This window comes from Alteromonas sp. ISO5 (genome assembly GCF_058105165.1).
On record NZ_CM176572.1, the window covers coordinates 1,287,229 to 1,302,466 of the forward strand.

At 50.0% G+C, this 15,238-nt stretch carries 14 protein-coding genes; 11 read left to right on the plus strand and 3 right to left on the minus strand.

What is annotated here, in order from left to right; translation table 11 throughout:
* Window position 1 precedes the first annotated feature (1 nt).
* Window positions 2-2,554: an efflux RND transporter permease subunit gene (locus AC2T0J_RS05820; RefSeq protein WP_489809207.1), complete on the minus strand. Its 2,553-nt coding sequence runs from the start codon at window positions 2,552-2,554 to the stop codon at window positions 2-4.
* 209 nt (window positions 2,555-2,763) lie between these two features.
* Between AC2T0J_RS05820 and AC2T0J_RS05825 the strand changes: the two genes are divergently transcribed.
* The 11 genes from AC2T0J_RS05825 (at window position 2,764) to AC2T0J_RS05875 (ending at window position 13,178) form a co-directional block, all read left to right on the plus strand.
* Window positions 2,764-3,960, plus strand: a complete 1,197-nt coding sequence (locus tag AC2T0J_RS05825; protein WP_489809208.1) for an MFS transporter — start codon at window positions 2,764-2,766, stop codon at window positions 3,958-3,960.
* A 220-nt stretch (window positions 3,961-4,180) separates the two neighbouring features.
* Window positions 4,181-4,762: a TetR/AcrR family transcriptional regulator gene (locus AC2T0J_RS05830; RefSeq protein WP_489809209.1), complete on the plus strand. Its 582-nt coding sequence runs from the start codon at window positions 4,181-4,183 to the stop codon at window positions 4,760-4,762.
* Window positions 4,759-5,706, plus strand: coding sequence for a DMT family transporter (locus tag AC2T0J_RS05835; protein WP_489809210.1), 948 nt, complete (start codon window positions 4,759-4,761; stop codon window positions 5,704-5,706). The genes AC2T0J_RS05830 and AC2T0J_RS05835 overlap by 4 nt, the downstream gene beginning before the upstream one ends.
* Window positions 5,707-5,760: 54 nt before the next feature.
* Window positions 5,761-7,260: a leucyl aminopeptidase gene (locus AC2T0J_RS05840; protein WP_489809211.1), complete on the plus strand. Its 1,500-nt coding sequence runs from the start codon at window positions 5,761-5,763 to the stop codon at window positions 7,258-7,260.
* Between the two features lie 98 nt (window positions 7,261-7,358).
* Complete coding sequence (gene pqqA, locus AC2T0J_RS05845) at window positions 7,359-7,430, plus strand: pyrroloquinoline quinone precursor peptide PqqA (protein ID WP_073324441.1); 72 nt, start codon at window positions 7,359-7,361, stop codon at window positions 7,428-7,430.
* Between the two features lie 165 nt (window positions 7,431-7,595).
* Complete coding sequence (gene pqqB, locus AC2T0J_RS05850; RefSeq protein WP_489809212.1) at window positions 7,596-8,519, plus strand: pyrroloquinoline quinone biosynthesis protein PqqB; 924 nt, start codon at window positions 7,596-7,598, stop codon at window positions 8,517-8,519.
* A gap of 12 nt (window positions 8,520-8,531) precedes the next feature.
* Window positions 8,532-9,290, plus strand: coding sequence for a pyrroloquinoline-quinone synthase PqqC (pqqC, locus tag AC2T0J_RS05855; RefSeq protein WP_489809213.1), 759 nt, complete (start codon window positions 8,532-8,534; stop codon window positions 9,288-9,290).
* Window positions 9,291-9,566: a pyrroloquinoline quinone biosynthesis peptide chaperone PqqD gene (gene pqqD / locus AC2T0J_RS05860; RefSeq protein WP_489809214.1), complete on the plus strand. Its 276-nt coding sequence runs from the start codon at window positions 9,291-9,293 to the stop codon at window positions 9,564-9,566.
* Complete coding sequence (pqqE, locus tag AC2T0J_RS05865; protein ID WP_489809215.1) at window positions 9,559-10,689, plus strand: pyrroloquinoline quinone biosynthesis protein PqqE; 1,131 nt, start codon at window positions 9,559-9,561, stop codon at window positions 10,687-10,689. The genes pqqD and pqqE overlap by 8 nt, the downstream gene beginning before the upstream one ends.
* A gap of 7 nt (window positions 10,690-10,696) precedes the next feature.
* Window positions 10,697-12,145 carry an insulinase family protein gene (locus tag AC2T0J_RS05870; RefSeq protein ID WP_489809216.1) on the plus strand — a complete coding sequence of 483 codons (1,449 nt, stop codon included), beginning with the start codon at window positions 10,697-10,699 and terminating at the stop codon, window positions 12,143-12,145.
* 247 nt (window positions 12,146-12,392) lie between these two features.
* Entirely contained in the window at window positions 12,393-13,178 is a 786-nt protein-coding gene (locus AC2T0J_RS05875; protein WP_489809217.1) for a siderophore-interacting protein, read from the plus strand.
* Here AC2T0J_RS05875 and AC2T0J_RS05880 read toward each other — a convergent pair.
* Together AC2T0J_RS05880 and AC2T0J_RS05885 are read right to left on the minus strand one after the other, a co-directional pair.
* Window positions 13,175-13,804: a DNA-J related domain-containing protein gene (locus tag AC2T0J_RS05880; protein ID WP_489809218.1), complete on the minus strand. Its 630-nt coding sequence runs from the start codon at window positions 13,802-13,804 to the stop codon at window positions 13,175-13,177. The two genes, AC2T0J_RS05875 and AC2T0J_RS05880, sit on opposite strands and share 4 nt — an antisense overlap.
* A gap of 31 nt (window positions 13,805-13,835) precedes the next feature.
* Window positions 13,836-14,711: an EamA family transporter gene (locus tag AC2T0J_RS05885; RefSeq protein WP_489809219.1), complete on the minus strand. Its 876-nt coding sequence runs from the start codon at window positions 14,709-14,711 to the stop codon at window positions 13,836-13,838.
* Window positions 14,712-15,238 lie beyond the last annotated feature (527 nt).

The following is a 15,238-nucleotide window of genomic DNA, read 5'->3' on the forward strand; positions in this document are numbered from 1 at the left end:
CTTAATTCGCCGACTTAAACACAATTTTACGGCCCAGACTCATTACCGCCGGCAACAGCAACAGGGTTACCAGGGCGGAGATAGCCATAATGCTCGCAAGAAACACACCAACGGTAATGTACGGGACGAGCGGGGCAAACAGTAACGGCGTGAAGCCCAGCGCAATCACTAACGCGTTGCGGGATATGGCTGTTGCCGGTTCTTCAAACATAATAGTCATAGTTTCCTGAACACTACCTGTATCGTTAAAGGTCGCCCGTGCACGTTCAAGGAAGTGGATGGCAAAATCCACCGACAGACCCAGGGTCAGTGCTGAAAGCACGGCAATCGGCATGTCATAATCTTTACCCACGATGCCAATCAGACCATAAATAAAGGTGATGGTAATGGTAAGTGGCAGCATGGCCAGCACACCGTAAACCAGCGAGCGAAACAGCACGATCATCATCACAAACACAATCACGAATGCGCCCATTAAGCTGTCGAGCATACCGGCCACCATATTTTCCTGCCACACTACGTTCAGGTAGGCTTTACCGGCCCAGTCAGCTTCGATACCGGCTGGCAGCGGATTGGTCTCTATGTAGTCCTTAACCAGTTGTACCACTGCTGTCATATCCTGATTGTCACCGCTGGTAAGTTGCAGCCACACCAGCGCTGCACGGTAGTCCGGCGTAACAAAGTGCCACAGGTCGTTTGGCCTGTGCGATGACTGATACTGCAACAAGGTTTGCGCTACAGCATTGCTGCTGTCAGGTAACTGATAGTCTTTCTGCTCGCCTGAACGTAGCTCGCGGTTAACCACTTTTACTACGTCTGGCAGCGCATTGGACTTGCCAACTAAACCAGAGTCCTGCAGGGTTTGTTGCAGTTTTTCAATATAGGCCAGTACTTCTGGATCCTGAAAGGTTTTGCCCTGACTATTAGCCGTTTCAACTTTTGCCATAACAGCATCAAGGTAGTCAGTTTCCTCGGGAGTGAGGTCATCAAACAGTTTATCGTCGATGGCAAAGATCAGGTTTTGCAGGGCTTCTGATGGTGCACCGTCCTGCACTGTAGCCAGTGTTTCCTGGCGCCAGTCGCTCAGCGACGCAGGCATAGCCTGCTCATCCAACATGCTCTGTGGCGTGGCCTGTTCAGTGCGATCTGTTAATACCAGATAAGCATTATAAGTACCGGCAAAGTTCTCATTTAACACGCGGTCTGCCACACGGATTTCATGATCAGATTTAAACCAGCGTACCGGGTTATCGTTAATCTGAATTTGTGTAACGCCCCACACCGACACCGCGAAAATCGCGCCGAACGCTACGAGTAGAGAGCCCTTATATCCGGTGGCAATTTTCCCCAGTCCGCGAGCAATACGAGCGATACGCGAACCATCGCCGTTGCCATCCTGATGCAGAGCTTCTTGTAAATTATTCAGCGCTTTGTCACTCATTCGCGAAAGGTAAGCGGGAATAAACACAATGGTCACCAAAAACGCAAACAGGATCCCAAAGCCCACAAAGGCACCAAATATTTGTACCGGTGGAATAGGCGTTAGCATGAGCGAGAAGAAGCCAACCGATGACGTAATGGAGGTGAACAACATTGGCGTAAACAGGTGACCTACCACCTCTTTGACCACCGCTTTTAGATCTTCGCCTGGTTTATAGCGGTCAGAGAATTCCGACAGAATATGCACCGAATCCACCACCGCAATCGGCATCAGGAAGATGGCAATCATTGACGACATAATGTGCACGGTAAAACCAAAGCCAATCAGTAGTCCCATGGTCACGATAACGGTTGCCATGGCCACTACCATTGGTGCAATAATAAGCGGAATATTGCGGAAGAAAATAAACAGCAAAATAAAGATAGTCAGCCCGGCAAGCGGCGCTGAGATACCCATTTGCACAAACATTTCAAAACCAAACTGGTCTTCGGCCACCGGCAACCCGGTGATGTACCATTGCTCAGTCCCGTCAAACTGATTAATTGCCGCACGGATCTCTTCCGCAATACGGTAGCTCTCATTTTTGTCGAGAATCGGCACGTAAATCGCAGCGGCTTTGCCGTTCTGCGAAACCAGTGTGTCGTATAGCAGCGGTAAGCGTTCAATATTGGTCTGAACCTGCGCCGCGGCCGCCTCATCAGCCGGCGGATTGGGCATCATCCATTCAAAACGAATGGTACCCGGCCCGGCCTGAGAAATATTGTCGACCGTGGAGATAGACATTAAATCAGCATCTACCACGCCTTCAATTGCCAAAATTGACTCAGTTAAGTCAAAAATGTCAGTCAAAGATGACTGATTGTAAACGCCCTGTGAATTATCGTCGTCCACAACGCCAACGACAATCGCGTCGTACATGCCAAAATCCGCTTTGGTCTGGTTGTGAAAAACCCGTGCAGGATGATCGGCATCCAACATGTTCTCCGGGTCTGTATCAATGGTAATCCGTGGGATCTGGCTACCAACGCCGAGGGTCAAAAGCAACAGTATGGCATAAACCCATAATGGCTTTTCCGTACTGATTGCAACAAGTTTGCTGGAGATACTTTTCATAAACACCGTCATTAAGACAATAAAACTTAATTTATAGCAGCAATATATGCGCCAAATCTAATATAATAAGTTTTTTTATTTAGCCGTCACCGACCTCGGTGTCTTATCAGATGGCTAGGTATATCTAACAGTCTGATATCGGACAGAAAGATGCGCGTTCGTGGTAAACTGGCAGTTCACTGGATTATTTTCGGCAGTTCCTTTTAAACATGACCTTTCGCTTACTGTTCTTTTCTTTGCTCGCCACAGCCATGGGTCAGTCTGTGGTTATGACGACGCTGCCGCCCCTGGGGCGCGAGGTTGGGCTTAGCGAATTTAACGTGGCGTTTCTGATGTCCAGTTCGGCCATGATGTATGCGCTGGGTAATGCCTTTTGGTCACGGATTGGTAAACGGCGGGGTTACCGACGACTCCTCATCACCGGACTGAGTGGCTATACCATAGGTACACTAATTTTTGCCTCCGTGTGGCTAACCGGTTTTCAGGGCTGGCTAGTTGGCTCGGCCTTATTTATCGCCCTTCTGTTTTCCCGCACAGCCCAGGCTACCATCATGTCGGCTACTCCGCCATCGGTGGTGGGAATGGCCATCGCGATCAGCAGTGAAAAAGAAAGGGTTAAAGCAATCAGTAAAGTGTCCTCTGCGCACAGTCTTGGGCAAATTCTCGGGCCAACCTTTGCCGGTATTATGGTCAGCTTTCACCTGTTAGCGCCCTTGTACGGCATCACCTTAATGACCCTGATTGCGGCGGTTCTGGTATGGCGCTATCTTCCGAAAGAACACGGCCTACCCGCCAGCAGTGCCCCCGGTAAAAAAACACGACAGGGCGATTTAACTATTCAACCCTATGTACCGCTTTTAATCGCTATGAACGCCAGTGTCTTTCTGGCTATTGCGATGATGCAGCAATCCCTGGCGTTTTTCCTGATCGATCATCACCAACTCACCACTACCGAAGCCGCCCAGGCGGTAGGACTGGCCATGATGTTGAGTGCCATTTGTGCTTTAACCGTTCAGGTTGCGCTGGTACAACGCACCAGCATACATCCGGGTAACCTGATCAAGATCGCTTTTCCGCTTTTATCGGTTGGCTATTTAATTATCTATCTTCATCAGGAGACCTCACACTTATTCGTAGCAATGCTGTTTTTAGGCAGTGGACTTGGGATAAGCTATCCCGCAATTGCGGCGCTGGCCAGCTCCAGCTGTAAACCGGAAAACCAGGCTACAGTGACTGGATTTATTACCGCTTCACCCGCTATGGGATATATTCTTGGCCCCCCGATAGCAGCGACGTTGTACGGTATTGAGCACAGAATGCCCTTTATTGCCGCTTCAGTGATGCTGGCACTGGTTACCGTAGTCGCCATGAGTCACTTGCGGGCCCGACCGACACCTTCGGACTAACAGCAAGCCCGATAGCTATCGCCGTTTCTAATTGATATTACCTTTATTTTACTCTCTTTTTTTCTACTGGTTTAGGTCCTCACAGAATATAGAATGACTAGTCTAGACCTCAATAATAACAGGCTAAAGAAAAGATATTTTGATTTTGGCCGGCAGCCCAGCTTGCTTCCATCAAATTAACTATATAGACTAGTCTGTATAGTTAATTTCGGAGAGTACAATGAGTCGGGTTAGTGCGCGGGATAAATTGCTTAAAGCAGCAGGAGAGTTGTTTTATGACCACGGCATCACCGCCACCGGAGTGGACGCGGTAATTAACCGTGCCGGGGTTGCCAAGATGTCGCTGTATAATAACTTTAAGTCCAAATCTGATCTGATTGCCGCTTACATCGACGCTCGACACCAGGAATGGCTCGAACTGTTTGCCCTGCGTTCTGCCAACCTGTCAAATGGTTGGGAACGGATTCTAGCGGTTTTCGATGCCTATCAGGACCACGCCGAGTTTGACTATCAAAATGGCTTTCGTGGGTGTGGTTTATTAAACGCCGCAGCAGAAATGCCAGCAAACAGTGCGGAGCGTGAAGCAGTAAACAGGCATAAACAGGAAGTCCGGGAAATCGTCACAAACCAGCTCAGTGAATTACCTCTCGCCGATGAAAACGGTCATACCCAGGCTTCGTTAGCAGAACACATCTGTTTTTTACTCGAGGGCTCAATATCGCTTGCTGGCCTGTCTCGCGATGTAAAAGCCATCTCACGGGCCAGAGCGATGGCAGATAAACTCATTGAGGGCGCATTATGAGTTCGCAGCCGGGCTACTTCATGGGTATAACAGCTGTGGTTATCGCTGCCATTCTGTGGGGGACCACCGGTACTGCGGCCACCTTCGCACCTCAGGTCAGCCCATTGGGTATTGCCTCCGTGACCATGGGGGTCGGCGGTTTGCTACTGGCAATGATTGCCGCCAGACCCATTGCCCGTCATAAAACGGCGCTACTCAACAACCGTATGCTGGTACTGGCTGCCGCGGTAAATGTTGCCGTTTACCCCCTGGCATTTTACAGTTCCATGAAACTTTCGGGTGTGGCCGTTGGCAATGTCGTCTCCATCGGTCTGGCGCCCATAGCCGCCGCAATAATTGAATGGACCTTCGACAAGCAATCTCTGAACCGTAGATGGCTTATCAGTATTGTTTTCGGGGTTGCCGGAGTAGTACTGCTCACTACGGCCAAACCCGCCAGTTCTTTTGAAAACACCGCCTCAAGCTGGCATAACACAATTGGTATAGTCCTTGGCCTGGTAGCAGCTTTTACTTATGCCATGTATTCATGGATTGCTCGGCGTCTTATCGATCGCGGTATAACTTCACGTGCTGCAATGGGCAGTATGTTTGGTGTGGGCGGCCTGATGTTAATGCCTGTTCTTTTCGCAACCGGCGCTCCACTGTTGTCTTCAATGAATAACTTTTCGGTGGGACTCTATATGGCAGTCGTCCCGATGTTTGTTGCCTATCTGTTATTTGGCAAAGGACTCACCGTTATCCGCGCCAGCCTGGCCACTACCATTACCCTGCTGGAACCGGTTGTGGCTGCTCTGCTGGCAGTAACGGTTGTAGGTGAAAAGCTCGCCCCAACAGGCTGGTTTGGCATCTGCCTTATCAGTGCCTGTTTGCTTATCGCGACACTCAGGAGACCGGTTAAAAACAAACCCAAACCCTTATATCCGGTTAGCGAAACCAACACATAGCCGTTACACTGATGCCACACTTACCCGCGTACAGATAGCACAGGAGTCGTTGCTGTGATAGTGCAAACGCAACACCTGAATATGGCATCCATCAATAACCACAGTACAGAATTGCTGGTTATTCTGGTGCCGGCAGGACACGCCGGCTTTCCTTCACAGGCGTATCCTGCCAGCCTTAAAACCCTTATTGAACATTATCAGGCAATGGGTGACTGGCATTCAGAAAGTAAATACTTACTATGCATAAAACCACCAAAATTTAAAGCATTTCGTGTTTTGTTAGTCAACGCTAACATTGATATCGGCAGGGTGGATGCCACGCGCATCAGTAACGTAGTCACCGACACTCTAACGCAACTTAACCAGGCTAAGGCTGAGCTTGTTGTTCCTCACTGGTTGCAGGGTAGCGAACTTCTGATACACGCGCTCTTTCATGCCTCTTATCAGTTTAACGATTACAAAACCAAAGCATCCCGGCGCAAAGAGCTTACAGTAGAGTTGCTAGTGAGTGATGACAGCTTACAGGATACATTGCATTATGCCCGGGCATTACATACCGGCAAGTGTCGTACCCGCGATCTGGCCAACATGCCAGGCAACCTGTGTACGCCAGGCTATTTTGCTGAATGCGCCCTGGCGCTTGCCGAACAATACGCGACCGTATCAACCGACGTTCTGGACGAAGTACAGTTAACTGAATTGGGGATGGGCGCGTATCTGGCTGTTGGCAGGGGGTCGGCACAGCCAGCTTGTATGCCGGTGATTCACTACATAGGCGCGGAGCCCGAAGAGCCTGCGATCTGGGTGATTGGCAAAGGCATTACATTCGACAGCGGCGGGATCACTCTGAAAAAACCACCGGGCATGCAAAACATGATTTACGACATGTGTGGCGGCGCGGCCGTAATTGGCCTGATGGCCGCCGTGGCTGAACTTAAATTACCGGTGAATGTGACCGGGGTGATTGCTACCGCCGAAAACATGCCTGATGGCGATGCGTTTCGCCCGGGTGATATTCTCACCACCATGTCAGGACAAACCGTTGAAATTATTAGTACCGATGCAGAGGGCAGGCTGGTACTTTGCGATGCCATTACCTACGCCAAACAGCATCAGCCAGCACTGATTATTGACGTGGCAACCCTTACCGGGGCACAGATTGTAAGCCTCGGCGGCCATGCCAGTGGCTTAATGGGCAATTCACCGCAGCTTAACCAGGCACTACAGCAAGCCGGCGATGAAAGTGGCGATCGGGCCTGGACCATGCCAATATGGCCGGATTATCAGGATTCGCTCAACTCGCCCTTTGCCGATATGCGTAATGCCGGCAATCATTCACCAGGCATGATCACGGCTGGCTGCTATTTGGCACGATTTGCAGGGAATACGCCCTGGGCTCATCTTGATGTAGCCGGCACCAGCTTTCAGTATGGGACAGGCACCAGCGCTTCCGGCCGGCCTTTACCCCTGTTGTTACAATTTTTACGAAATTATAGCAACTTAAGTGCGCCGCAGTGGTCCATAGATACGGACGCTTGTGGATTTTTACCCTAAAGGGATGATAAAAAGTAGTTCCAAAGTAGGATTTTTTTTTCGGCAGGCGAGTCCTACAATCACAAAAGTGTTAAAACGAAGTTAATAAGGAGCCCGTTATGTGGACTAAACCTCAATACACTGAAATGCGTTTAGGCTTTGAAGTTACTCTGTACATCAGCAACAGATAATAGCTTTATGCCCGGAGAGAATCTTCCGGAAACGTCATCTCGACAAGACCTATAAAAGGTTGCGCTTTCGCTTAATGGTGGTGCAGCCTTTTTTATTGGTAACGCTTTTTAATCAAATATTACCGCAACCGCGTAGCGGTTTGGTAACCAATCAGGGCTCATTATATGAAGATTCTGATCCTGGGAGCGGGAGCCGGTGGTGGGTTTCCGCAGTGGAATTGTCACTGTGATAACTGTCGCGGTGTTCGCGACGGCTCAATTAAGGCTACTCCCCGCACACAATCCAGCATAGCGGTCAGCGCTAATGGCACTGACTGGGTATTAATCAATGCATCGCCGGATTTACGCCAGCAAATAAATCACACCCCCGAACTCTGGCCGGTTGATAAACACCAGCAACGGGGCACCAGCATTCGCTCAATTATCTTAACCGACAGTCAGATAGATCACACCACGGGTCTGCTTACACTCCGTGAGGGATTGCCATTACCGGTTTACTGTACCGATGTGGTACATGAGGATTTAACCACTGCCTTTCCCCTTTTTACCATGCTCAAACACTGGCATGGCGGCCTTGAACGCCACCAAATCGGTACCGACTATGAAGCGTCATTTACTCCACAAGGCGCCGCGGGGCTGCTATTTAACCCGGTCGTGCTTGAGTCCAACGCGCCCCCCTATTCCAGTTACCGGGATAAAGTGGTGCCCGGCAACAATATTGGTTTACAAATCACCGATACCGCCAGTGGTAAGAGTCTGTTCTATGCCCCGGGTTGCGTACAAGCCAGTCCGTTAGTCGAGTCTATGCTCGATCAGGCCTCCTGTGTATTGTTTGACGGCACATTATGGCTGGATGACGAAATGATTCAGAAAGGCTTTAGCAATCGTCTGGGCAGTCAGATGGGCCATATGCCGGTGAATGGTCCGGATGGCACAGTCAGCCTGTTGAATCGTTTTAACATCGATCGCAAAATCCTGATTCATATCAATAATACCAATCCGGTTCTGAATGAAGATTCAGCGGCGCATCAATACTTAACTGATAACGATATTGAACTGGCATACGACGGTATGCAAATCACCCTATAAAAGAGGTATCCCATGAGCGAGCAACGCCCCTGGAGCAGAGAAGAATTCGAACAAAAGCTACGCGATAAAGGTCAGTATTATCATATTCACCATCCCTTCCATCAGGCCATGAACCAGGGTAAATGTAGCAGAGAACAAATTCAGGGCTGGGTAGCTAACCGGTTTTTTTATCAGCAGTGTATCCCGGTTAAGGACGCTGCTATTTTAGCTAACTGCCCTGATATGCAAACGCGTCGAAAGTGGATTCAGCGCATTCTTGATCACGATGGTGAAGAAGGCGATCCGCGTCTGGGCGGAATTGAAGCCTGGCTGCGCCTGGGCGAAGCAGTGGGCCTTGATCGCCAGGACATTGTTGATGAAAAGCTGCTTTTACCAGGGGTTAAGTTTGCAGTAGGCGCTTATGTGAATTTTGCTCGCCGCGCGACCTGGGAAGAAGCCGCCTGTTCATCGCTAACCGAAATGTTTGCCCCGGAAATTCATCAGAGCCGGCTAGACACCTGGCCGGCACATTACCCCTGGATAGACGCCGAGGGCTTTAAATACTTTCAGATGCGCCTAAGTCAGGCCCGGCGAGATGTGGAGCACGGTTTACAAATTACCCTGGATCACTTTACCACCCGTCAACTCCAGGAAAAGGCGCTTAACATTCTGCAATTTAAACTCGACGTCTTGTGGTCACTGGCAGATGCTATTAGTCTGGCCTACGAATTTGATCGCCGCCCGTTTCATGGCGTGGCCGACCAGCAAATTTGCCATAAAGGGTTAATGTAAGTGAGTGAACTAGCCAAAAAAGTGCCGAAGCTAAACCGCCTGTTCAAATTTCAGTTTGAAAAGGCCCAGGACTGCTACGTATTGCTGTTTCCGGAAGGCATGATAAAACTCAACGGCAGTGCCTCTGCTATCCTGTTACAGGTCGATGGTAAAAAGTCAGTTGCCGATATTATTGCGGCACTGGAGGCAGACTTCCCTGATGCAGAAGGTATCGATGAAGATGTCTATGCCTTTTTTGAACATGCCGAACAAAAGCGTTGGATAAACTATGTCTGAAAACGGCTCAGCCACTCCAAACCAGCCTGGTCCACCGCTGTGGTTACTGGCGGAATTAACCTACGAGTGTCCGCTGCACTGCCCTTATTGCTCCAATCCGGTCAATCTGGGCACCAGAGAACAGGAATGTAATACCGACACCTGGTTAAAGGTGCTTAGCGATGCGCGTGAAATGGGCGCGGTACAGCTCGGTTTCTCCGGTGGTGAGCCATTGTTACGCAAAGACCTGGAACAACTGGTGGCCCACGCCAGTGGCCTGGGCTATTACACCAATCTCATCACCTCCGGTATAGGCCTGACCGAAAAACGCATTGCGGCACTGCGCGAAGCCGGACTTGATCATATCCAGTTAAGCTTCCAGGCAGCCAATGCCGACGCTAATGATTTAATTGGTAACAAACGCCATTCTTTTGAACAAAAACTTAAAGTAGCAAAATTGGTTAAGCAGTACGAGTACCCCATGGTGCTGAATTTCTGCCTGACGGCACAGAATATTCATCAAATCGAAGAGGTGATGGCCCTGTGCTGTGAGCTGGAAGGTGATTATGTAGAGCTGGCTACCGTGCAGTATTATGGCTGGGCATATCTCAATCGCGACCACCTGCTCCCTTCTCAGGCACAACTGACAGAAGCCGAAGCAAAAGTGAACGCGTTCAGAGATAAGCAAAACGGTAGTGGTCCACATTTTATTTTTGTCACCCCCGACTATTATGAGGAACGTCCGAAAGCCTGCATGAATGGCTGGGGCACAACCTTTTTAACTATCGCCCCGGATGGCAGCGCATTACCCTGTCACAGCGCAAAAATTCTGCCGCTGACTTTCCCCAATGTAAAAGACAAATCGGTGCGGGATATCTGGTTCGACGATTTCGCTTTTAATCATTTCAGAGGCACGAACTGGATGCAGGGGCCCTGCAAAACCTGCGACGAAAAAGACCTCGATTTTGGCGGCTGTCGTTGTCAGGCCTATATGTTAACCGGCGATATGTATAAAACCGACCCGGTCTGCTCAAAATCACCGGATCACCATTTAATGGCCGAAGCGGTTGCAAAATCTCAAACGCCTGAGCGCGAATTAGTGTATCGTGACCCGAAAGTAAAGATCCCAATCACGGAAATCTGAATCAGCCATGGGTAACCAGACGCGCCTGAGTAACGGCCTCAACGTTGTCAGCTTCAAGCAACCAGCACAGGATTATGGTGCTGCCTTTGTAGTGCCTACACCGGCGGTAGACAGCTCCGGCATCGCCCACCTGATTGAACATTTGGTGTTCCGTTACTCCGACCGTTACCAACAGCGCCATACCCTGTTTGCCGCCAACAGTGTGCTACCGGTAAAAATCAATGCCTCCAGCCATAACGGCTTTAGTTATTTTTACGCGGTATCCCCAAGCAAATCGGTGTTGCTGAAGATTGTGGGCTACCTTTACGCAGGCTTACAGCAAATTGAGTACCCCGCCGACGACATTAAACGCGAACGGGATGGCGTCATTGCCCGCGAGCTCGCCATGTACGAGGCAACTCCCGACTATCAGGCGCAAATGAGTATCTGGCGCGGCGACCGCTCACCGGATTGTTATCATCACTGGGGCGGTTATTGCGATACCCTGGCCGGAATTAGCGCTGAAGACATCGCAGCATACAAGTCCCAGTATTATCAGCCAGAGCACATCACGCTGCTACTGGCAGGCGTTGAGGCTGACGAACTGCCGTTACGGTGCACCGCCACAGGTAAGCCCGCAGATAATACCTATATCCCTAAAGATCATCGGTTTTCCAGTGATACCCTGCAGGACGATTACATTTTCAGTTGGTGGCTGCCTGAATGTTACATCGATGGCCTGCTATCGGCCCAGAGCCGCTTAAACGAGGCCATGAAGCCGTACAACATGCGGGTCTTTGTGGAAGACTCGGCCAATCACGTTAGGAAGTTTGCCCTGCGCCTGATTGGCCGTCCCGGCCAGCTTATTGCTGCACAACAGGCGTTGGTAGACGAAGTCCGTCATCTGCATATCGTGCCCAAGCAGCATATTTTCTTTGAGTCGAAGTACCCTGAAACCATTAATGCCCTGCTCGCCTGGTACCATGGGCAGCAGCCGCTTAACCGCAAAGTAGTAGCACTTTCCCAGGCACTCACTCTGACGCCGGTGATCACTGGCGCACGGCCACTTAAAAAGCCAGTGATCCGCATTATGGAGCGCAAACCTGATGCGGAAGTCTGTTGCCCGCTGGTAACGGATACTTTGGAAAACCATGCGCCCGAGGTCCCCACAGAGCTGCCAAACAGACTAGCAACACTGGCCGCAAAGCTAGACGATAACGTCCGGTTTGCATGCGATCTGCAGGATTGGATCCTGCAGTACTCCCTCACCGGCATGTCTGCAGACCAACAAAACACCTTTATTAAAGACGTCATGTGTGACGAGCGGTTATGGTTGCCACGCACCGGCGGCCATTGTTATGCGATGGGGGTTCAACGACTCGACAACGGATTGCGAATTTACGGCGTGATGGACGACGAGCCCCAGCAACGACGCGAAGCGACTGAACAACTTCTGGCCCGTTATCGCCATTTATAAATCAGCTGGGCCATTCTATTTTATGCATTGGGCCGTTCGATTAGATAACCACAATTACAAATGCTTCTCATTTATAATCATCGACAAATACGGTATTCGTTGCGTCAGATGTCCTCGTGACGGCGCCTTAACAAGGTATGATGAAGATACGTTAAACAAACTGGCCTCTGCAGTTTGTTTTGCGCCATTCCCTCTCCTTTTTAAACGGACGATTAGGATAGGTTCCTGACCACAATAAGGAGTGTCTATGAAAAAACGGCAATACTACACATTACAGGTGCTTAGCACTGCGCGCCTGACGCCCAATTTACAACGGCTTATTCTCACCGGTAACGATCTCGCAGTGTTTCCTGAGGCTCCGGCTGGCAGTTACATCAAACTGTTATTCAATCAATTTGGTGAACCACAGACCACAACGCCTGAAGGAGGTCAGAAAATTCTGATGCGCACCTACACCGTGCGCGCGCTGAATAAAGCAGCCAACACCCTGACCGTCGACTTTATGCTTCACGGCGAGGGAGTAGAAGCCGGCCCGGCTTCCCACTGGGCACAATCTGCCGCCCCCGGTGACCCCATAACAGTGGCCGGGCCCGGAACCTCCAGGGGCCTTGCTACAGAGCACGACTGGGTAATATTACTTGGCGACATGACGGCGCTGCCCGCTATTAGCGCGCAACTGGAAGTGCTACCGGAGAAAACCCGCGGCTATGCCATTATCAGTATCGTTGAAGAAACAGATAAACAGTCTCTGCAAGCGCCCGAGGGCATCGAAGTTGTCTGGTTAACACAGACCGGCAGCGCCAGTCTTGCCAAAAGCCTGTTGGATATTCAATGGCTGGAAGGTGTCCCGGCGGTATGGGCTGCATGCGAATTTTCATCCATGCGTGCTATACGCAGTACGCTGGATGTGGAATTCAATGTCCCACGCACGCAAGTTTATGTAACCAGCTACTGGCGAGAGGGCCGCTCAGAAGATCAGCATAAGATAGATAAACGAGAAGATGCCCAGCAATATAGTCAGTTCGCAGATTAATTGACGACGCTGCATAAAACACGATATGCCTGACTGATTTCCTGCGCTTTTGCCGTGCAACCGCCTTTATCCGGATGATGCTGCTGAAGCAACTTACGATACTGCTTTTTAAGTTCAATAGCCGTCAGCTCATCATCTGTAGCCAGCTCAAGCGTTAATCTGGCTTTGGCTACATCACTGGCCGGCAGGTTGCGACCAGCCATGCACTGCCAGAAATCATCCAGCATTGCCTCTACATCGGCACTTTTGGTATCGCTGAAGTTATCCCAGTTCAGATAATAAGCCTTGAGTCCATCGTACCCGGTTACCCCTGCTGCATATGCAGTGGCTGGTTTCAGCCTGATGTTCAGGGTATGGATATCCAATTCGCCCAGGCCCTGTTGCCGCCACTCCTCGCTTAGCGAGTAAAGCGCATTGAACAGCACAAAATGACAGCGAAACATAGCCAGAGGCTCGCTAAGCTCGACTCCATTAAACAGTAGCCAGGGCGGCTGTTGCAATTGTTTAATCAACTGGTATTCAGAAATACCTGTATCAAACATTGCTTTTAATTCAGTCAACGCTTCGAGCAGCACCGGATCGGTATAGTCGGGCAATGTCTTTCCTCTACCACTTACCATAGCCATAGCGTAGCGCGGTCCGGCCAGAAATGCGAGATCAGGTCCACATTACCAGAATTGCGGCCAGACCAATCAGTACCAGGCCTGCAAACTCGTGACGACGAACCGGCTGCTTAAACCACAAAATCGTAATAAGCATAGTAGTAAAAACTTCTAGCTGACCAAGCGTTTTTACATAGGCGACATGTTGCATGGCCATTGCCGTAAACCAACCTATAGAGCCCAGGCAACTGGTGATACTGGCAGCAATAACGGTTTTCGGTCTGCTTGCCAGTTTTTTAAACGTCTGAGGCTGCCGGACAGCAATAAACACGCACAACATAATGGTTTGCAATGTTAACAACCATAACAGTACCCATCCGGCCGCCGGCACAAATGGGATGCCAAGCGCATGGCTCGCCTCGCGGGCATATAAAGACGTTAGCGCAAAACAACTACCACTGGCCAGACCGACAACTACGGTTTTAGCCGATAGATCCCCGCCTCTTCGCCAACCACTCAGTACAAACACCGCCACCGCACCTATGACAATCCCCAGCCAACCCAACAGGGAAAGCTGACTGCCAAAAAACAACATGCCCAGCACGCCAGCCACCAGCGCTTCACTTTTTGCCAGTCCGGCGCCCACGGCGAAATTCTTTTGTTTAAACAACACCACCATCAGCGATGTCGCAGCAATCTGTAGCACAGCACCAAGTACAATAAACACCCAGAAGCGGGACGTAAATTGCGGCACGCCAATTCCCTCGTTTATGGAAACCAGACATACATACACAGCCACAAAAGGCGGCGCAAACAGAAAACGCGACAGCGTTACCCCTGCTGTCGGCACAGTGCTACTCAGTTTACTTTGGATGGCATTGCGAAAGGTTTGAAAAAACACCGCCATCAGGGTGAATAAGATCCAGCTCACAGGTTATTTTCTAGGCCAATTAACAGGGCCTATAGATTACGCTATTTGGTTCGTGATGTGTTGATAACTCAACATCTTTAACTAGCCAAACGCGTTTTATCCGGCGCGGTAAGGACGCGCAAGCACCAACACTGGATACGGCAGGCGCTTGACTCTTTGGTCATCAGCCAATAACAATCAGCTTTATGCGTTACGCCAGGGCGGGACCTCCTGCCATCACCGCGATAAATGCACTACTCCCTGCAATAAAAGCCGGCGCATATTTTTTAAAGAAAGTTGGTTTATTGTGGATTGCGTGATTCAAGGTGATGTCTTTTTTAAGTCACTAATACGAGTGATTTACTCATTAGAAACGGCACCCCGAGTAGGTGTGACAGCAATAGAGAAATTAATGCTGTTTTACAACGCTATTAACTGCCAAGGGGCACTGTCTTTCCTTTTGAAGTTCAAAACTTCCTGCTTTTTTTGTGGTTCTGTTGTGGCGAATTGTTGGCCGACAAAAAGATTAGGGAAAACGTAGGCTCGTC